15 protein-coding genes are annotated in these 18,595 nt (G+C 70.2%); 4 read left to right on the forward strand and 11 right to left on the reverse strand.

Annotated features, from left to right (window positions below):
- Positions 1–22: 22 nt before the first annotated feature.
- On the reverse strand, positions 23–1,450 hold the full coding sequence (locus BH708_RS12455; protein ID WP_253705319.1) for an MFS transporter: 1,428 nt from the start codon (positions 1,448–1,450) through the stop codon (positions 23–25).
- A gap of 620 nt (positions 1,451–2,070) precedes the next feature.
- Here BH708_RS12455 and BH708_RS12460 point away from each other — a divergent pair.
- The gene (locus BH708_RS12460) at positions 2,071–3,558 is read left to right on the forward strand and encodes a sodium:proton antiporter (protein WP_083713559.1); all 1,488 of its coding nucleotides are present in this window, start codon (positions 2,071–2,073) and stop codon (positions 3,556–3,558) included.
- A 64-nt stretch (positions 3,559–3,622) separates the two neighbouring features.
- Positions 3,623–4,945, forward strand: a complete 1,323-nt coding sequence (gene nhaA / locus BH708_RS12465) for a Na+/H+ antiporter NhaA (RefSeq protein WP_076809106.1) — start codon at positions 3,623–3,625, stop codon at positions 4,943–4,945.
- A gap of 90 nt (positions 4,946–5,035) precedes the next feature.
- Here nhaA and BH708_RS12470 read toward each other — a convergent pair whose 3' ends face one another.
- From BH708_RS12470 to BH708_RS12485, 4 genes are all read right to left on the reverse strand, one after another.
- A complete protein-coding gene (locus BH708_RS12470; RefSeq protein WP_076809108.1) occupies positions 5,036–7,117 on the reverse strand; it encodes a PhoX family phosphatase in 2,082 nt (693 codons plus the stop codon).
- A gap of 166 nt (positions 7,118–7,283) precedes the next feature.
- A complete protein-coding gene (locus BH708_RS12475) occupies positions 7,284–7,697 on the reverse strand; it encodes a universal stress protein (protein ID WP_076809109.1) in 414 nt (137 codons plus the stop codon).
- A 91-nt stretch (positions 7,698–7,788) separates the two neighbouring features.
- Positions 7,789–9,243: an APC family permease gene (locus BH708_RS12480; RefSeq protein ID WP_076809110.1), complete on the reverse strand. Its 1,455-nt coding sequence runs from the start codon at positions 9,241–9,243 to the stop codon at positions 7,789–7,791.
- A 120-nt stretch (positions 9,244–9,363) separates the two neighbouring features.
- Entirely contained in the window at positions 9,364–10,989 is a 1,626-nt protein-coding gene (locus BH708_RS12485; protein WP_083713939.1) for an LssY C-terminal domain-containing protein, read from the reverse strand.
- Positions 10,990–11,144: 155 nt separating this feature from the next.
- On the opposite strand from BH708_RS12485, the gene BH708_RS12490 reads away from it, so the two are divergent.
- Positions 11,145–11,993: an aldo/keto reductase gene (locus BH708_RS12490; RefSeq protein WP_076809112.1), complete on the forward strand. Its 849-nt coding sequence runs from the start codon at positions 11,145–11,147 to the stop codon at positions 11,991–11,993.
- A 26-nt stretch (positions 11,994–12,019) separates the two neighbouring features.
- Here the strand turns inward: BH708_RS12490 and BH708_RS12495 are convergent, their stop codons facing one another.
- The 6 genes from BH708_RS12495 to BH708_RS12520 form a co-directional block, all read right to left on the reverse strand.
- Entirely contained in the window at positions 12,020–12,784 is a 765-nt protein-coding gene (locus BH708_RS12495; protein WP_076809114.1) for an ABC transporter ATP-binding protein, read from the reverse strand.
- Positions 12,781–13,920 carry an iron chelate uptake ABC transporter family permease subunit gene (locus tag BH708_RS12500; RefSeq protein WP_083713561.1) on the reverse strand — a complete coding sequence of 380 codons (1,140 nt, stop codon included), beginning with the start codon at positions 13,918–13,920 and terminating at the stop codon, positions 12,781–12,783. Before BH708_RS12500 ends, BH708_RS12495 begins: the two co-directional genes overlap by 4 nt.
- Positions 13,913–14,914 carry an ABC transporter permease gene (locus BH708_RS12505; RefSeq protein ID WP_076809116.1) on the reverse strand — a complete coding sequence of 334 codons (1,002 nt, stop codon included), beginning with the start codon at positions 14,912–14,914 and terminating at the stop codon, positions 13,913–13,915. The genes BH708_RS12500 and BH708_RS12505 overlap by 8 nt, the downstream gene beginning before the upstream one ends.
- Before the next feature lie 108 nt (positions 14,915–15,022).
- Positions 15,023–16,036 carry a siderophore ABC transporter substrate-binding protein gene (locus BH708_RS12510; protein WP_076809118.1) on the reverse strand — a complete coding sequence of 338 codons (1,014 nt, stop codon included), beginning with the start codon at positions 16,034–16,036 and terminating at the stop codon, positions 15,023–15,025.
- 234 nt (positions 16,037–16,270) lie between these two features.
- Positions 16,271–17,017 (reverse strand): phosphatase PAP2 family protein, encoded by a 747-nt coding sequence (locus tag BH708_RS12515; protein ID WP_076809120.1) that lies wholly within the window; start codon positions 17,015–17,017, stop codon positions 16,271–16,273.
- A 68-nt stretch (positions 17,018–17,085) separates the two neighbouring features.
- Complete coding sequence (locus BH708_RS12520; protein ID WP_076809122.1) at positions 17,086–17,502, reverse strand: hypothetical protein; 417 nt, start codon at positions 17,500–17,502, stop codon at positions 17,086–17,088.
- Positions 17,503–17,673: 171 nt separating this feature from the next.
- On the opposite strand from BH708_RS12520, the gene BH708_RS12525 reads away from it, so the two are divergent.
- Positions 17,674–18,537, forward strand: coding sequence for a DMT family transporter (locus tag BH708_RS12525; protein ID WP_076809125.1), 864 nt, complete (start codon positions 17,674–17,676; stop codon positions 18,535–18,537).
- The last annotated feature ends 58 nt before the right edge of the window (positions 18,538–18,595 follow it).

Genomic DNA, 18,595 nt, shown 5'->3' on the forward strand with positions numbered 1-18,595 from the left:
GGCAGCACTGCGGATCAGACCATCATCGGCCGCACTCGTCCATCGCCTTGTCCTCTGCCCTCATCACGTCGAGTCCGTAGTCCTCCGGTTCCGACTCCGGGATGTCGGTGCCGCTGAGGTTCGCGCCGGCGGTCTCCTTGAGGAAGAGCAGCGCGATCATGCCGACCACGCAGCCGATCATCACGTAGACGGCCGGGAACTCCAGGAACCCGGTGGATTCGACGACCGCCTCGTTCAGCGGCGCGGCCGTGCCGCCGAAGATCGAGGTGAACACGTTGTAGGTGACGGCGAAGCCCGCGAAGCGCACATGCGCCGGGAACATCGCCGGGAAGGTGGCCGAGATCGTCGACAGCTGGGGGATGTAGAGCAGGCCGAGGACCGCGAAGCCCAGGATCGCCAGGCCGAAGCTCTGCCCCATCAGGGCATACATCGGCAGGGCCATGACGAACAGGCCCACCATCGAGAACCACCACATCTTCTTGCGGCCTATTCGGTCCGACAGGGATCCGCAGAACGGGATCACCGCCATCATCGCGACCTCGCCGACCAGGATCACCATCAGCGACTCGTTGGGCGTGAGGTGGATCTTGGTCTCGAGATAGCCGGGCATGTAGGTCAGCAGCGTGTAGTTCGCGATGTTCAGAGGGATCACGAGGCCCGCCATCACCAGGATCGGCTTCCAGTACTCCACGATCAGGTCGCGCAGACCGTGGGTCGCGCTCTGCTCCGACTCGCCGGCGTCCTCGAGGTCCTGGAACACCGGGGTCTCATCGAGGCGGGACCGCAGGTACAGGCCGATCAGGCCGAGCGGAGCGGCCACGAAGAACGGGATCCTCCAGCCCCAGGCCGCCATCGTGTCCTCGCCCAGGATCAGCTGGAGGATCAGCACCACGACCGTGCCGAGGGCGAAGCCGCCCAGGGTGCCGAACTCGAGGAAGCTGCCGTAGAGGCCGCGCCTCTTGTCCGGGGCGTACTCGGCCATGAACGTCGCGGCGCCGCCGTACTCGCCGCCGGTGGAGAAGCCCTGGACCATGCGCAGGATCGCCAGCAGGATCGGGGCGAGGATGCCCACCTGCTCGTAGGTCGGCAGCACGCCGATGAGGAAGGTCGCGGCCGACATCAGGATGATCGTCAGAGCCAGCACGTGCTTGCGCCCCAGGCGATCGCCGAGCGGGCCCCAGATGAACCCGCCGAAGGGGCGGGCCACGAAGGAGATCGCCAGGAAGGCATAGGTCCAGAAGAGGCCCTCGGACCCCTCCGGGAAGAAGTGGGCGGCGATATAGGTGGCCACCACCGCGTACGCACCGTAGTCGTACCACTCGGTGGCGTTGCCCATCGCCGAGGCGGCGACCGCTTGGCGGATCGTCCGACGAGGAGGGAGGTCCGCGAACGGGGTGCCTCCGGTGGTGGTGGTCGGAGTTTCGGAGGAGGAGATGGAGGGTGTCGTCACGGTCGGAACTTCCCGTCATCGCAAGCGTGCCTCGACACGCTGTGGCGGCACTCCCGGGGGCGTGGGGAAGTCGCCCGACACTCCAGGAGCGGCCGGCGGCAGGAAGCCACCGGACTCGCGACAGCGCACGCCACCCGGGTCTCGGGACCTGCTGGGCCTTCCGACCTGCTGGGCCTCCCGACCTGACAGCGTGCTCCGCCGAAAAACAGCATCACGGTACGCAGACAACGTAGTACAGACCACTTGACCTCGGTGCCGCTCATCCATCCATGCTGGTCACGCTGGGGAACTGCCCAGTCATGACCAGTTGGTAGATGAGGACGGCGGGATTCGGGTCGGTGAACGCAGGGGGCTCCCGTCCGCGGGCGCCAGGGAACGACGGACGCTGCGACCCCTGTTCAGGAGGGTCGTGAGAGACTGACGCCGGAGAGCCGGGAAGTCTGGTCGGCACGGGAGTCCGCTCCCGTACTCACGTCGTCGATGCCGTCAAGGACCCGCCATGGCTCTCCTGCCCCACATCCCGCGCGCCGGCACGTGGGTCGGCCCCTCCTCCTCGCGGCCTCGGAGCCGGAGCGCGACTGATCCTCTCCGGCCTGGCCTCGAAGGTGACGTGATCCGCGATGTCCTTCCCCGTATGGACCCTGATCCCGTTCGTGCTGATGCTGCTCGGCATCGCGATCTTCCCGCTGATCCCTGCGCTCGAGCGTCTCTGGGACCGGCCCCGCAACCAGCTGATCTACGCCCTCGTCCTGGGTGTGCCGGTCGGCATCGGATTGCTGCTGATCTCCCAACCGGCGCTGCTCGCCCATGCCCTGATCGAGTACGTGCAGTTCATCGTGCTGCTGCTGGCGCTGTTCACGGTCGCCGGCGGCATCGTGCTGCGTGGGGACCTGCCGGCCACCCCGCGCACCAACACCATCTTCCTGGCCGTCGGCGGCGTGCTGGCGAGCTTCGTCGGCACCACCGGGGCGGCGATGCTGCTGATCCGGCCGATCCTGGCCACCAACGCCGAGCGCCGCTACCGGGTGCACACGGTCGTGTTCACGATCTTCGTCGTCGCCAACTGCGGCGGCCTGCTGACCCCGCTCGGCGACCCGCCGCTGTTCCTGGGGATGCTCCGCGGGGTTCCCTTCACCTGGACCTTCTCGCTGTTCCCGGTGTGGCTGTTCGTCAACGCGCTGCTGCTGATCACCTACTGGGCGCTGGATCGTCGCTTCCACGCCCGCGAGACGCCCGAGGCCCTCGCGATGGACACGGAGAACCGTCGGCCGCTGCGCCTGGGCGGGGCGACCAATCTGATCTGGTTCGCGGTGATCATCTTCGCGGTGGCCCTGGTGCCCTCGCTGGACATCGATGCCGTCGCCCACGGCCATATCGAGGGGCTGAACTGGGTGCCCTGGCGCGAGCTGGTGATGCTCGCGGCCGCCGCCTGCTCGTTCCTGACCGGCTCGACGACGATCCGCTTCCAGGAGAACGAGTTCACCTGGGCCCCGATCCAGGAGGTCGGCGCCCTGTTCATCGGCATCTTCGTGACCATGGTCCCGGCCCTGCAGGTGCTGCGCGCCGCGGCCCCGAACCTGCCGCTGAACGAGATCACCCTGTTCCTGTTCACCGGCGGGCTCTCCTCCGTCCTGGACAACGCCCCCACCTACGTGACCTTCTTCGAGATGGCCACCCAGCTGCCCGGGGAGCCCCGCGTGGGCGACGTGCCGGAGGCGCTGCTGGTCTCGATCTCGCTGGGTGCGGTGCTGTGCGGCGCGATGACCTACATCGGCAACGGTCCGAACTTCATGGTGAAGTCCGTCGCCGACGACGGCGGCGTGAAGATGCCGACCTTCCTGGGCTACGTCCGCTCCGCGTTCGTGTACCTCGCACCGGTGCTGCTGGCGATGCTGCTGCTGTTCATCGCCGACCCCTGGTGGGCGAAGGCGCTCGGCGTCGTGGTCGTCGTCCTGATCCTGGTACGGGCAGCACGCAACGCCACCATGCCTCCCCCGCAGGTGCTCGCCCGCGGCGAGCGCCGCCGTGCCGAGCCCGAGCAGGCCACGTCCGATCAGCCCCGTCCCGATCACACCGACCCGGAGACCGAGGCCCCGCCGCAGACCTGACGGTCGGGGCCACGGGCGTCGCCCGGCCCTTCGCCCATCGCACCCCGACCCAGGAGCCCCATCCATGAGCACAACTTCGTCCGCCGTCCTCGAGCACGGGACGTACCGCGAGCACTCCCGCCTGGAGGTGTTCGTCACCCGCGCGATCCCCGCCGGGGCATTGCTGCTGATCGCGACGATCCTCTCGCTGCTGGCCGCGAACACCCCGCTGTCCGAGCTGTACTTCTCCGTGCGCGATGCGCATCTCGGCGGAACCCTGGGCCCGCTCGACCTCGACCTGTCGATCGGACACTGGGCGGCCGACGGGCTCCTCGCCGTCTTCTTCTTCCTCGCCGGGCTGGAGCTGAAGCAGGAGTTCGTGATCGGTGACCTGCGCTCCCCCGCCCAGGCCGCGGTCCCCGTCGCCGCGGCCTTCGGCGGCGTCGCCCTGCCCGCGATCCTGTACACCGTGATCAACCTCGGCGGACCGGACGGCGCCGGCGGGGGCTGGGCGATCCCGGCGGCGACCGACATCGCCTTCGCGATCGCGATCCTCGCCCTGCTCGGCTCGAGCCTGCCGACGGCGCTGCGCACCTTCCTGCTGACCCTCGCGATCGTCGACGATCTCATCGCGATCACCATCATCGCGATCTTCTACACCAGCGATCTGCGCCTGGGCTTCCTCGCCCTCGCGATCGTTCCCCTGGCCGTGTTCTGGCTGCTGACGAACAAGGCCGAGGCCCTGTTCAAGAAGCACTACTGGACCGCGTGGGTGCTGCTGCTGCCGCTGGCCCTGATCACCTGGGTGCTGTTCCTGAACTCCGGCGTGCACGCCACCATCGCCGGCGTGGTGCTGGCATTCCTGGTGCCCACCCGCGGCATCTCCCGCTACGGGAAGCAGCATTCGCTGTCCCACACCCTCGAGCACCGGCTGCGCCCGTTCTCCAGCGCGATCGCCGTGCCGGTCTTCGCGTTCTTCAGCGCGGGCGTCGCCGTCGGCGGAATCTCCGGTCTGCTGGACGCCTGGCAGTCCACCGTGGCTCTCGGCATCATCGTCGGCCTGGTTCTCGGCAAGATCGTCGGCATCGTCGGCACCGCCTTCCTGATGACGAGGCTGACCAGCGCCCGCCTGGATCCGAGCTTGAAGTGGCCGGATCTGTTCGGGATGGCGGCAGTGGCCGGGATCGGCTTCACCGTCTCCCTGCTCGTCTCGGAGCTGAGCTTCACCGCCGGCGAGCCGATGTACGACTGGGCGAAGGTCGGCGTGCTGACCGCGTCGGTCCTCGCCGCCGCGGTCGCCGCCCTGATCCTCGTCCCCCGCAATGCGATGTACCGGCGCCGGCAGGAGGCCTCCGGCTCGCGGCCCGACGAGTACGACCGCGGGGCGGACTGGGGCGCGGACGGCTGACCCGTCCGGGCGGGGCGGCCGTCCCTCTCGGGCCCGGCCCGCCCGGGGCGGGACCGGCCCGCCCGGGGCGGGACCGGCCCGTCCTGCGGCTCAGCCGTTCCCGTCCCGGACCGGCAGCACCTGGACCACGGCCGGGCGAGGGCCGGTGCCCTCGTAGTCCGGGAAGTGCGAGGTGGGCGCGCCCCACTCGCCGTCCTCGCCCGGGTGCTGCACGGAGACGAAGGCGCAGCGGTCCTCGTCGCGGACGATCGGCCCGCAGGTCTCCCCTTCGCGCGGGACGGCGAGGAACTGCTCGACCCGGCCGCGGGCGTCCCCCTCGAGGGTCACCCGGAACAGGCCGTCGTTGTAGCCGATCCCGTCCGGGGCGCCGTCCGTGGAGATCCAGAGATTGCCCACCGAGTCGAAGGCCAGGTTGTCGGGGCAGGAGATCGGGGAGACCTCCTCCGCGGCGAAGCCGGAGAAGTAGGTCTGATCCCCCTGGGCGGGATCGCCGCAGACCAGCAGCAGGTTCCAGGCGAAGGTGGTCGAGGCCTGGTCGCCCTGTTCGTCGATCTCCACGACGTGGCCGTCGCGGTTCTCCGCCCGGGGGTTCATCTCGTCAGCGGCGGCCTTGCCCTCGGTCCCGCGTTCGTCGTTGTTCGTGCAGGCGACGTACACCCGGCCGGTGGCCAGCGAGGGCTCGACGTCCTCGCAGCGGTCCATCTTCGTCGGGCCCACGGCGTCGGCCGCGAGGCGGGTGTGCACCAGCACCTCCTCGACGCTGAAGCCCTCGACCTGCGAGGCGCCGTCGAGCACGAGCGGCAGCCACTCGCCGCTGCCGTCGAAGGCGCCGTCGGCGGGCACCTCGCCGGAGCCGTCGATCTCGTCCTCCGGGGAGTTGCCGGTGAACTTCGCGACGTACAGGTCGCCGTCCTCCAGCAGCGTCATGTTGTGCTCGGTGTCGCCCTCGACGTACGCCTGCCGGGAGACGAACTTGTACAGGTAGTCGAAGACCTCGTCGTCACCGGAGTAGGCGACCGCGCGGCCGTCCTCGGCGAGGATGACGTTGGCGCCCTCGTGCTTGAAGCGACCCAGCGCGGTGTGCTTGCGGGGCGTCGAGTCCGGGTCGAAGGGGTCGACCTCGACGATCCACCCGAAGCGGTTCGGCTCGTTCTCGTGGCCCTCGCTGCGGGCGTCGAAGCGCTCGTGCTTCGCCTCCCAGTTCCGGGCCGTGGCCTCGTCGGCCAGCCCGTAGCGCTTCTCGGCCTCGGAGGTGCCCGCGGCCCGGAAGTAGCCGTGGAAGTTCTCCTCCCCCGAGAGCAGGGTGCCCCAGGGGGTGAGGCCCCCGGCGCAGTTTCCCAGGGTGCCCAGGACGGTGCGGCCCTCGGGGTCCTCGGCCGTCCGGGTCAGCTCGCTGCCGGCGGCGGGGCCGGTGAGCGCGAACTCGTCGGTCAGCAGGATGCGCCGGTTCAGCTCTCCGCCGCGGACGTAGGTGTACGGCTCCTGGGCGCTCGGGCGCTCCAGCTCGACGACGGTGAGGCCGTGGGCGGCCATGCCGATGTCGACGGCGTCGCCCTCGTCGGTCTCCGGCGGGAGCATGATGTTCTCGTTCGTGTACTCGTGATTGACGAACATGACCGCGCGGGTGCCGTCGCTGTCCGGGATCTCCTGGATCTCCGTGTAGTCGTTGTTGTAGCCGAACTGGCGCTCCTGGGCCTCGGCGCTCTGGGCGTTCCAGTCGAACTCCGGGGCGTCCTCGAACAGCGGATCGCCCCAGCGGATGATCGGATGCCAGGCGAAGCCCTCCGGGACGGTGAACTCGTCGGTCTCGGCGTCGACCGGGGCGATCGCCTCGAAGGTCAGGGCGGACCCGTTCGGCGCAGCGCCCCCTCCCCCGCCGTCGCTCGCTCCGGATCCCGAGGAGCCGCCGCCCGCAGGGCCGGCGCCCTCCCCGGCGGGGTTCGAGCAGGCGCCCAGCGTGCCGGCCAGCGCGATGGCGACCGCTCCGCTGGTCCCGCCCAGGACGGTGCGGCGGGTCAGCGCGGCGGAGGCGATGTCGCGGAACGTGGAGTTGTCCGAGTGGTTGCACGGTCCCGCGGCGCACTGGTTGGCGCATTTGAGCGCGCAGGTCACCGCGGAGCGCTTGCCACGCACCGCATCCTTCATCAGCAGCGGGAGGTCGATCAGGGTCATGGGGCGGGGTCCTTTGCTGTCGCGCGTCCTCGCGCCCGCGAGGGCGGGCACGAGGTCCCGACGATGCGTCAGCGCGATGACCCCTCGTTCACCCGCAGGCGACGGGACCGTGAACTCCCGACGGCAACGAGGCGGGATCCGCGCGGAACGGACATCCGCAGTGCCCTCAGAACCGCGAGGGCGCCACGAAGGTGTCGGGCTTGACCAGCACCACCGGCACCGGCGACTCGATCGCCACCCGCTGCGAGGTCGAGCCCAGCAGGATCTTCCCGATCGGAGTGCGCCGACGGATGCCGATCACCACCAGGTCGACCGCGTCGTGCTCGATGGCGTCGAGGATGTCATCGGCCGGGTCGTCGCGGCGCGGGACCGTGCGCAGCTCGTGCTCCAGACCGGTCTCGGCCAGGCGCTCCTCGAGGGAGCGCTGATCGGTCACACCACGGGCCTTGCGCGGATCGGGGGCCCGCTCGGAGGCGAGCACGAGCAGGCGGGCGTCACGCCGCTTCGCCTCCTCGACGGCGAAGGCGAAGGCGGCCTCGCTGGTGGCGCTCGGGACGTAGGCCAGCAGGATCGTGGTCATGGCATCTCCCTGGGAGGTCGATCGATGGGGTCGGGACGCGGATGCTTCGCGGGGATCGCGGCGGGTCGGAACGGGGCGCGGGGCGGGCCGCTCAGGACTTGCCGAGGTCGTCGGGGTGACGGAACCGGGTGCGACGCGCCTTCACGGCGCTGTTGTAGAACCAGGTGATCAGGTACAGCACCAGACCGATGGCGAGCAGGCCGCCCGCGATGACGTAGTTCTGGGCCGGCTGCGCGAGCGGGGTCACCAGGGCGAAGGAGGTGATCGCGCCGATCACGGGCAGCACCGTCGGGGTCCGGAAGTGCCTGACGTCGACCGTGTCCCTGCGCAGCACCAGCACCGCGATGTTCACCAGGCCGAACACGGTCAGCAGCAGCAGGGCGGTGGTGCCGCCGAGCGCGGAGATCGTCTTCTCGGCCAGCACGTAGCGCACGGTCAGCACCAGGACGACCCCGAGGGCGGTGGAGAACAGGATGCCGGCCCAGGGGGTGCGGCGGGTGCGGAGCACTCCCTTGAGGAAGCCGGGCAGCACGCCCTGCTTGGCCATGCCGTACAGCAGGCGGGAGGCCATCATCATGTTGATCAGCACGGTGTTGGCGACCGCGAAGATCGAGATGAACGCGAAGATCGTGTCGACCGGGACGCCGGGGGCGCCGACCTTGACGACCGTCAGCAGCGGGGTGGAGGCTTCGGTGAGCTGACCGATCGGGACCACCGCCACGGCGACCACGGAGATCAGCACGTAGACCACACCGGTGATCGACAGGCCGCCGATGAGCGCGCGCGGGAAGTTCTTGACCGGGTCCACGGTCTCCTCGGCCATGTTCACCGAGTCCTCGAAGCCGACCATCGAGAAGAACGCGAGGGCGGTGGCGGCGACGACCGCCATCAGGAAGCCCTTGTCCCCCGGCGTCTCGAACAGGACCACGCGGGAGAAGTCCGCCTTGCCCTCGGCCATCGCGAAGAATCCGACGAGCACGACGAGCGTGAGACCGGTGAGCTCGATGAGGGTGAGCACCACATTGGCCTTCACCGATTCGGAGACGCCGTACATGTTGATCACGGCGACCAGGCCCAGGAAGATCAGCGCGATCGCGGTGGCGGTCCCGGCGGAGGCATCGCCCAGCGCGTCCTCCAGCTGGAAGGCCTTGAGGAAGTTCTCCGCGAGGAAGATCGAGCTGGTCGAGGCGGAGGTGATGCCCGAGGACAGCACCGCGAAGGTGACCATGAAGGTCAGGAAGTGGACCCCGAAGGCCTTGTGCACGTACAGGGCGGCACCGGCGGCCTGCGGGTACTTGGTGACCATCTCGACGTAGGACAGAGCGGAGACCATCGCGACGGCGAAGGCGACGATGATCGGGATCCATCCCGCACCGCCCACCTGGCCCGCGACCTTGCCGGTCAGGGCGTAGACGCCCGTGCCGAGGATGTCGCCGACGATGAACAGCAGCAGGAGCTTGGGCGTGATCGCCTTCTTCAGCGTCGGCTGGTCCGGCGGGCCGGTGCCGTCGGGTGCGGTGGGGGCGGCCTCGTGCGACTCGCTCATGGGATCCTCCCGGGACGGGGATACGTGCGCACCGTTCCGGGCGGCGTCGAGCTCGGTGAGCGTCGTTGCTCTGGGGACCCGTGAGCGGTTACCGGGCACCCTACCGCGTCGTGCGGCGGTTCACACCTCACGACCTGCGCGGACGGGCTCGGGGTCCGGGGCCTCCGTCGGGCCCGAGGCCTCCGGCCGGTCATGCGTCGATCCGTCGGCCCCCGGGTCCGCCTCGAGCTCACGGCTGGTGAGCCGCAGCGTCTGCACCCACTGCCGCGAGGCGTCCGAGCTGATCGCGAGCACGCCGAGAGCCGAGGCCCCCGCCCCCACCAGCAGCGAGTGCGCGACGTCACCGGTCATCGAGGTCGCCACCACGAGCCGCGCGACCGCGTCGACCGTGAACAGGGCCATCAGCGCGATCCGGGCCCAACGGCTGCGGCGCAGCACCCCGACCAGCAGCCCCACCAGCACGAGCGCGAAGCCGGAGGCCAGGTAGACGCTGTTGCCCTCGGGCAGGATCAGCGAGGCATCGGCGTACCAGGCCGTGACGTCCACTCCCAGCAGCTGGGAGGCCCACTGGGCGATGACCAGGCCGGCCTGGATCAGCACCAGCGCCCCGGTGAACACGAGCGTCGGCGGCGGCAGGTGGTGATCCGTCGCGCGCGAGATGATCTCGTGGACGTCGTCGACCGTGCCGTGCCACTGCGCGGACAGCTCGTCCCCCAGCTCCGCCCGGTCCCCGCCCCGCAGCCGGGCCGCGGCCAGGGCCGATTGCGCGGTGGCGCGGGCGCGGGCCTTCATGACGGTGTTCCCCGTCGGCCGGTGCCGCGGCAGCATCAGGGCGCTGGCCCCGTCGGAGCGGGAGGCGGCGCCGGCGATGTCGAGCACGGGCAGGTGCCCGTCGGTGCGGAAGCGATCGCCCTGCCCGTTGCGGTCGTGGTACGCGGTGGCGAACTCCTCGATCACCTCGACGGGGATCTCCGGATCCGCATAGCGCACGGTGTCGATGAGGAAGTCGCGCTCGACGTCGATGTTCTCGTCGATGCGGTGGGTGATCTGGAGGGTGAAGAAGGAGAAGCCGACGGCGCGGTCGTAGGTGCCGGCGGCCACCCAGTCGGCCCGGAATCCGCCCGGCAGGCTGAGGCCCGGGGGGAGCCTCCAGAAGCGCACGTGGTGGCGCTTGGCGGTGGTGCCGCCGACCTCCTGCTGATAGGTGAAGTCGTGGCGTCGGCCCATCAGGTACAGATCGGAGACCGGGGCGGCCGGGAAGGAGCGGCGCAGCAGCGTGGAGCGGACCATCTGCCAGGCCGACGACAGCGTGCGCTCCTCCGAGAGCACCCAGCCCGCGCGGCGCATCGCCACGTGCAGGTCGGCCTCGGGACCGTCGAAGGCGAGGTTGATGGGATCCGAGAGCACCCCCTCGGTGGTGCGGGTGCGCCCGAAGAAGTAGTCCGGCAGGTAGATCCAGGTCATCAGCTGGTGCAGACGCGGCAGCGTGATGTAGGTCAGCAGGATCCAGAAGCCGACCAGGTACAGCAGCCGCACCGGGGTCAGGGAGAACCCCTCGACCAGGTACAGCAGGGCCAGCCAGATCGAGACCACGACGCCGGCGACGATGAACAGGGTGTCCAGCAGGCCGTACAGCTCGACACGGCGACCCTCGGGATCGTGGCCGCGCGCGTGGTCGTAGGCGGGTTCCCCGGTCGGGGCCGGCCGCTCGAGGGGCCTCCTGCGCGCCTCGCGTGCCGGTGTCATCGGGTGCTGCCCGGGCTCCACGACCTCATGCGCCCATCGTAGAGGGGCGGGCGACGCCGGCTCCCAGGGACCGCGACGGCCATCAGGCCCGAGGGGGACGGGGAGACGCGGTGACACGTTCTAGGCTGGGGGTCCCCGACCAGAGGAGCCCCTCCATGACCGCCCCATCCCCCACGATTCCCGCCCTGGCGCTGCACGACGGCCGCTCGATCCCCCAGCTCGGCTACGGCGTCTTCAAGGTCGAGAACGAGGTGGCCGCCGACGTCACCGCGCAGGCCCTCGAGGCCGGGTACCGCCACCTCGACACGGCGAAGGTCTACGGGAACGAGGAGGGCGTCGGACGGGCGATCCGCGCCGCGGGCATCCCGCGCGAGGAGCTGTTCGTGACCACCAAGCTGTGGAACGACGCCCAGCGCTTCGACGACGCGATCGCGGCGTGCGAAGCCTCGCTCGAGCGACTGGGTCTGGAGTACATCGACCTCTACCTGGTCCATTGGGCGGTCCGCGCGCAGGGCACCTACGTCGAGGCCTGGAGAGCGCTGATCGACCTGAAGCAGCGCGGCCTGGTGCGCTCGATCGGCGTCTCGAACTACCCGGTCCTGCAGCTGACCGAGGCGATCGAGGCGACGGGCGTGGCTCCCGCGGTCCACCAGATCGAGCTGCACCCCTACTTCCAGCAGCGCGAGCTGCGGGCGCTGCACGCCGAGCACTCCATCGCCACCGAGGCCTGGGGGCCGCTGGGGCAGGGCAAGTCCGACCTGCTGCGGAACGAGACGATCACGTCGGTCGCGGCCGCGCACGAGGCCACCCCCGCCCAGGTGGTGCTGGCCTGGCACCTCACGAAAGGCATCATCACGATCCCCAAGTCGGTCACGCCCTCGCGGATCGTGGAGAACCTCGCCGCTGCCCGCCTCACGCTGACCCCCGAGGAGGTCGCGGCGATCGACGCCCTCGACCGCCCCGACGGCCGCGGCGGAGCGGACCCGGCGACCAAGACCGCCTGAGCCAGGGGCGTCAGACGGCGACGCGCTCAGAAATAGACCGCGAGCGGTCCCGTCGGCCCGTCGATGACCTGCACGGGGGTGTCGAACACGCGCGAGAGCACCGCGCCGTCCATGATCTCGGCGACCGGACCGGACTCGACCACTGCCCCATCCTTCATGGCGATGATGTGGTCGGCGTAGTGGGCGGCGAAGTTGATGTCGTGCAGCACGACGACGATGGTGCGCCGCAGCTCGCGGGCGGCGTCGCGCAGGCGCCCCATCATCTGCACGCTGTGGCGCATGTCGAGGTTGTTCAGCGGCTCGTCCAGCAGGACGTACTCGGTGTCCTGGGCCAGCACCATCGCCACGTAGGCGCGCTGGCGCTGGCCCCCGGAGAGCTCATCGAGGTAGCGGTCCTCGAGCTCGTCGAGGTGCAGGAAGTCGATGGCCTCGGAGATCTTCTGCTCGTCCAGCGGGGTCAGGCGCCCCTTGGAGTAGGGGAAGCGGCCGAAGCCCACCAGCTGACGCACGGTGAGGCGGGTGATGAAGTGGTTCTCCTGGCGCAGCACCGAGAGGATCTTGGCGAGGTCCTTCGAGGCGGTGGAGCCCACGTCGTACCCGGCCACCTCGATCGCGCCCTCGTCGATCCCGAGCAGCCGTCCCGCCATCGTCAGCAGCGTCGACTTGCCGGCCCCGTTCGGCCCCACCAGGGCGGTGACGCCGCCGGAGGGGATCTCGAGGGTGACCGGCCCGATCTCGACGGTCCCGGAGGCCGAGGCGTACGTCTTGCGCACGGCATCGATGGAGATCACAGGCGCCCCTTCCGGAGGATGACGGCGAGGAAGACGCTCCCGCCGACGAGCTCGATGATGATGGACACGACGCCCTGGGCATAGAACACGTGCTCCATGAGGAAGTAGGCGCCGGCGAGGATGACGAAGCCGACCAGCACGCCCACCGGCAGCAGTCGTCGGTGGTCGTGGGTGCCGGCGGCCTGGTAGGCCAGCGTCGCGACCAGGAACCCGAAGAAGGTCATCGGCCCGATCAGAGCGGTGGAGACCGCCATCAGGATCGAGACCAGCACCAGGGTCCAGATCGTCTGGCGCCCGTGGTCGATGCCGACGTTGATGCACACGTCGCGCCCCAGGGAGATCACGTTCAGCGTGCGGGCGTTCAGCCAGATCAGCACCCCGGCCACCAGGCACAGCGGGATCGCGTACGGCAGATACTCCACGCTCGCATTGCTCACCGAGCCGAACAGCCGCGCGGTGAGCACGTCGAACTCGCTGGGGGTCAGCAGGCGCTGCATGAAGCTCGAGACCGCGCCGAGACCCCCGCCGAGCACGACCCCGATCAGCAGCATCACCTGGATGTTCGCGAACCGACCGCGCAGCAGCCAGCCGTACAGCAGCACGGACAGAGCTACCATCAGGGCGACCTGGATCAGGAACTGCCCGGTGCCCTGCAGGGCGACCACCCCGGCCACGCCGAGGACGTACACGGCGGTGGTCTGGATCGCCGTGTACAGCGATTCGAAGCCCATGATCGACGGGGTGATGATGCGGTTGCTGGTGACCGTCTGGAAAGCGATGGTGGCGGTGGCCTGGCAGAACGCGGCCACACCCATCACCACCAGGGAGGTGGCGCGCAGCTCGGCGATCAGCCAGAATCCGCGGCTGCCGATCGGCATGGGATTCCCGATCGCGAGCAGGCCCAGCGCGAAGCCGACGGCGAGCACCACCAGCGTGCCCAGCACGATCCGATAGCGCCGGCGGGACCGTCGGTCGGGGAAGGCACCGGAGCCGCCGTGGGGCCGACGGGGGACGGCGAGCGGCGCGATGTCCGCCACGGTATCGGTGGGCGCGGTGGAGACGTCGGGACGGTCGTCGTCGGTGGTGGGGCCGAGGCGGCGCCCGGTGGGCAGGGTCCGTGCGAGACGTTCAGCCATGGCGTCGCTGCCTGAGCAGGAGGGTGATGAACACGGCTGCGCCGAGGATGCCCAGGATCAGGGAGACCGGCACCTCGAACGGCATGATGACGGTGCGTCCGACGAGGTCGCAGACGGTGACGATGGCGATGCCGAGCAGGCAGACCCAGGGCAGGTTGGATCGCAGGTCGTCGCCGCGGATCATCGAGACCACATTGGGGACGATGAGTCCGAGGAAGGGCAGGTTGCCGACCACCACGGTGACCACGCCGGTGGCGATCGCGACCAGGCCGGTGCCCAGCAGCAGCACCCGCTGGTAGTTCACGCCGACGTTGGTGGCGATGTCCTCGCCGAGCCCGGCCACGGTCAGCCGGTCGGCGACGACGAAGACGGCGATGCCCACCAGGAGCACGATCCACAGCACTTCGTACTGGCCGCGCAGCACCGAGGTGAAGGAGCCGGCGAACCAGACCCCGAGGTTCTGCAGGGCGTCGAACTGCAGCGCCACGAAGGTGGAGACGGAGCCGACGACGGCACCCAGCATGATGCCGATGATCGGCACGATCAGCGAGCTGCGCAGGGTGACCTTGCGCAGGACTGCGAAGAACACCATGGTGCCGACGAAGGAGAAGGCGATCGCGACGGTCATCCGGGTCAGCAGATCCGCCTGCGGGCTGATGACCATGACCAGGATGAGCCCGAGTCCCGCCCACTCCGTCGTGCCCGTCGTGGACGGCTCCACGAAGCGGTTCTGCGTCATCAGCTGCATGATCAGCCCGGACATGGCCATCGCGGCACCGGCCAGGACCAGCGCGATGGTGCGGGGCACGCGGGTGATGGCGAACATCTCGCCGCCGCCCTCGGCCCCGAGGACGTCGTAGACGCCGGTCAGCAGCGAGGCCACCAGCAGCAGCACCACGACCACGATGCCGATCACGAGCTTGACGTCGAGCAGACGCTCGCGGCCACGGTGCCGAGCGGGCGGCGCGGCACCGACGAGAGCAGGAGAGGGCATCAGGTCACCAGGTGGGAGAGGTCGACGTCGGGCGGCCGACGGACGGCACGGAGGGCGGGTGCCTCGCGAGGTCGTCCGCCGCGCCGTCGGCGGGCCGGAGCGGCGTGATCAGGCCGCACCCTCGAAGGCGTCGGCCAGGGACTCGAAGTACTCGGTGTAGGTCTGGATGGACTCGTTGGTGTAGGTGTCCGCCGGCATGTAGACGAGATTGCCCTCGGCGATCGCGGTGACCCCGGCCAGGGCCTCGGAGCCCTCGAGGACCTCGGCGGCCGGCTGGTAGGAGGGGTCGTCGGCGGAGATGGCCGCGTCGCGATCCATCACCAGGATCCAGTCCGGGTCCGAGCTCGCGATGGCCTCGACGGAGATGTCGTCGCCCTGGTGGTCCTCGCTGGCGCCCTCGACCTCGAGCGCGGGGACGAGATCGAAGGCGTCGAAGGTCCAGCCCAGCGTGCGGCCCTGACCGGGGGCGATGAAGCCGATCTCGCCGCCGGAGACCGTGACGGCCATGACGGTGGAGGAGCCGTCGTAGGCGGCGGCGACGCGCTCCATGGCGGCGTCGAGGCCGGTGGCCAGCTCCTTCGCCTCGGCCTCCTTCTCGAAGATCGTGCCGAGGGTGGAGACCTGGCGCTTGAGCTCGGCGGCGAAGGGCTCCCCCTCCCGGGGATCGAGCTCGAGGATGGTCGCGTCCGGGGCGTACTTCGCGAAGTCGTCGTGGTACTGCGCGAAGCGCTGGCCGTTGATGATCAGCGTGGGCTCGGCGGCGACCACGGCCTCGAGGTCGGGCTCGCGGTGGTTGCCGAGGTCGATGATCGACTCGTCGTCCCGGTAGGAGTTGGTCGACGGCATGAGGGCCCGCGCGGCGGCGCTCAGGGTGACGCCCCAGGCCTCGAGCGTCTCGAAGGTTCGGTTGTCGGTCGCGACCACGGACGTCGGGGGCACCTCGACCGTATGGGGGCCGTTGTTGTCCTCGACCTCGACGGTGCCCGCCGCGCCGGCATCCTTCGCCCCGGCGTCATCGGCGGCTCCCGTGGACGTGCCGCAGGCGGTCAGGGCGAGGCCGAGGGCGCCGACGGCGGAGGCGGCGCCGAAGTGGCGACGGGAGAACCGGGAGGACACGGTCATGGTGGAGGAAGCCTTCCGTGGGGAGCAGGAGGACCAGGGTGCCCCCGGTCCGATACTGAGGTTAGCCTCACCTCGCTCCTTTTTGCCACTTCTGACTTGCGAAATATCGCGCCCTGGCTGTGATCGTCGTGACATCCCGGACCCGACCGCGGGACCCGGCGTCGACGAAACACGTCCGGGACGACGCCACCTGGCAGGACGTGACGACCAATGCCGCGAACCCCATCACTGACATCACCGCGTTCCGCATGGTCCCGGGCGACGAGATCGAGGGCACCATCCCCGTGACGGTGACCGCCCTCCTGCCTCGACCCGCTGGACGCCGGCGTCGATCCCCCGTGCCAGCAGCACCACCAGCACAGGTGCCAGCAGCGCGGAGGTCAGCACGTCGGTGGGGTGGTGCAGGCCGAGCGCCACGCGCGACCACGCGGTCGCCGCGACCACGACCACGGCGAGCACGCCGCCGATCCATCGGCCCCACCCGGCCCGGAGGGCGAGCAGGATCGCCAGACAGAGGGCGGCGGCGACCGTGGTGTGCCCGCTGGGGAAGCTGAAGGTCTCGGGCAACGGCACGAGCCGGTCACCCAGCAGCTCCACCTCGGGGCGGGGACGGCGGACGATGACCTTCAGAGCTCCGGTCGCCGCCCAGGGCACGAGGATCAGGATCCCCGTGCGCGCACCCGCGCGGGGGCTGCGCCGTGCGAGCGCGACGACCAGCACGACCGCGACGGTCAGGAGCGCCGCGAACAGCGGATCGAAGATCGCGTCGAGACCGAGCGCGAGCATCTGACCCGGCGTGGTGAGGCTCGTGCCGGCGGCGGCGACGAGGCGCTCGTCGAGCGCCCCCACGACCGGCACGACCCGGATCAGCCCTCCCAGCGCCGCGGCCAGCAGGATCGTTCCGAGCACGCCGAGGGCTGACGGGACTGCGCGGCGGAGCGCACGGCCGCGCCCCTCGAGGTCGGCCGACGGGATGATCACGACTCCAGTGTCCCCCGCCCCGGACGGACTCGGGGGACTGTCGGGCCCGGGTCCCCGGGCCGAGAGGCTCAGCTCTTGGTCGACTTCCTGCCCTGGGCGAGGATGAGGGCGGCGCCGATGGCGAGCAGCCAGCTGTCCTTGGCCAGGGCGGTACCGGCCTGGCTGGGGCGCACACCGTCGGACTCGGTCATCTCCGGGGTGCGCAGGTACATCGCCATCATCGCCCCCGAGAAGGCTGCCAAGCTCGCGCCCGCGACCTTGGTGGGCACGAAGGGCAGCAGCAGCGAGGCGCCGACGGCGATCTCGCCGTAGCTGAGGAACTTCCCGAACTGCTCGGGGGTCATCTTCGCCAGCGGGGGGACGCCCTTGGCGCCCATGCCCTGCAGGCTCTCGGCCATCTCGGCGGGCAGGTTGAGCTTGCCGATGCCGGAATTGAGGATGAAGGCGCCGGGGATGGCGCGGAGGACGGCGGTGCTGAGGCTCATGGGGACTCCTGTCTCGAACCGGTTTCGCTTTCAACTATAAGGGGATCGCGCTCCGATGTCGAGCCCGCGCGGAGATCCGCTGAGGATGCTCCCGCGCGCGGCCGGCGGAGCGCGGGATACTGAGGCGATGGCCACCCACGCCCTCTCGCCGCACCCGCGGCCCGAGCATCGATGAGCACCCTCGCCCTGACCCTGGTCCTGGTGGCGGCGCTCTGCCACGCGGTGTGGAACCTCGCCGCGAAGCGGGTGACCGTCGGTGGCTTCGCCTTCGTGTGGTGCTACGACGTGGGCTCGGTGGTGCTGTGGGCTCCCCTGGCGCTGGTCACCCTGGCGCGAGCCGATGTCGGGTTCTCGCCCGCCGTCGTCCTCGCTCCGCTGGTCTCGGGACTGATCCATGTCGCCTATCAGCTCACGCTGCAGACGGGGTACGCACGCGCCGACCTCGGCGTCGTCTATCCGGTGGCGCGCGGGGTCGGCCCCGTGCTGTCCATGGCGATCGCGATCCTCGTGCTCGACGAGCGGCCGGGATGGGTCGCCGCGGTCGGCGCGCTGGTGGTGATCGGCGGGATCGTGGTGGTGGCCACCGGGAGATCGGTCGCGGGACGTCACGGGATCCGCGCCGGGGTCGTCTGGGGCACGGCGACCGGGATCGCGATCGCCGCGTACACGCTGTGGGACAGCTATTCGGTGACGACGCTGGGACTGCCGCCGGTGGGCTACTTCGTGACCACCTGCCTGTGGCAGGTGCTGCTGATGACGCCGACCCTGCTGCGGCGGCACCGCGAGGACGTCGTGCCCGTCGTCCGCTCCCATGGGCGGGAGGTGCTGCTGGTCGCGGCCCTGTCCCCGCTGGCCTATGTGCTGGTCCTGGAGGCGATGCGCACCGCACCGGTCTCCCTGGTCGCCCCCGTCCGGGAGTCCAGCATCGTGGTGGGCTCGCTGCTGGCCTGGTGGCTGTTCATGGAGCCGGACCCGCTGCGACGTATGCTGGGAGCGGCGATCGTGCTGGCCGGGATCGTGCTCATCGCGGTGTGATCGCTCGGGGCCCGCCGGGCCGAGCGCATGACGGCTGTCATCGATCCGACGGCGCCGC

It is taken from the genome of Brachybacterium sp. P6-10-X1, assembly GCF_001969445.1.
Classification (GTDB): Bacteria; Actinomycetota; Actinomycetes; order Actinomycetales; family Dermabacteraceae; genus Brachybacterium.

Bases quoted from the DNA above. Each gene is read 5' to 3' on its own strand.
- BH708_RS12500 (WP_083713561.1), bottom strand. From the start codon at position 13,920: ATGGCTGAACGTCTCGCACGGACCCTGCCCACCGGGCGCCGCCTCGGC.
- BH708_RS12510 (WP_076809118.1), bottom strand. From the start codon at position 16,036: ATGACCGTGTCCTCCCGGTTCTCCCGTCGCCACTTCGGCGCCGCCTCC.
- nhaA (WP_076809106.1), top strand. From the start codon at position 3,623: ATGAGCACAACTTCGTCCGCCGTCCTCGAGCACGGGACGTACCGCGAG.
- BH708_RS12480 (WP_076809110.1), bottom strand. From the start codon at position 9,243: ATGAGCGAGTCGCACGAGGCCGCCCCCACCGCACCCGACGGCACCGGC.
- BH708_RS12485 (WP_083713939.1), bottom strand. From the start codon at position 10,989: ATGACACCGGCACGCGAGGCGCGCAGGAGGCCCCTCGAGCGGCCGGCC.
- BH708_RS12470 (WP_076809108.1), bottom strand. From the start codon at position 7,117: ATGACCCTGATCGACCTCCCGCTGCTGATGAAGGATGCGGTGCGTGGC.
- BH708_RS12525 (WP_076809125.1), top strand. From the start codon at position 17,674: ATGAGCACCCTCGCCCTGACCCTGGTCCTGGTGGCGGCGCTCTGCCAC.
- BH708_RS12520 (WP_076809122.1), bottom strand. From the start codon at position 17,502: ATGAGCCTCAGCACCGCCGTCCTCCGCGCCATCCCCGGCGCCTTCATC.
- BH708_RS12505 (WP_076809116.1), bottom strand. From the start codon at position 14,914: ATGCCCTCTCCTGCTCTCGTCGGTGCCGCGCCGCCCGCTCGGCACCGT.
- BH708_RS12490 (WP_076809112.1), top strand. From the start codon at position 11,145: ATGACCGCCCCATCCCCCACGATTCCCGCCCTGGCGCTGCACGACGGC.
- BH708_RS12460 (WP_083713559.1), top strand. From the start codon at position 2,071: ATGTCCTTCCCCGTATGGACCCTGATCCCGTTCGTGCTGATGCTGCTC.
- BH708_RS12475 (WP_076809109.1), bottom strand. From the start codon at position 7,697: ATGACCACGATCCTGCTGGCCTACGTCCCGAGCGCCACCAGCGAGGCC.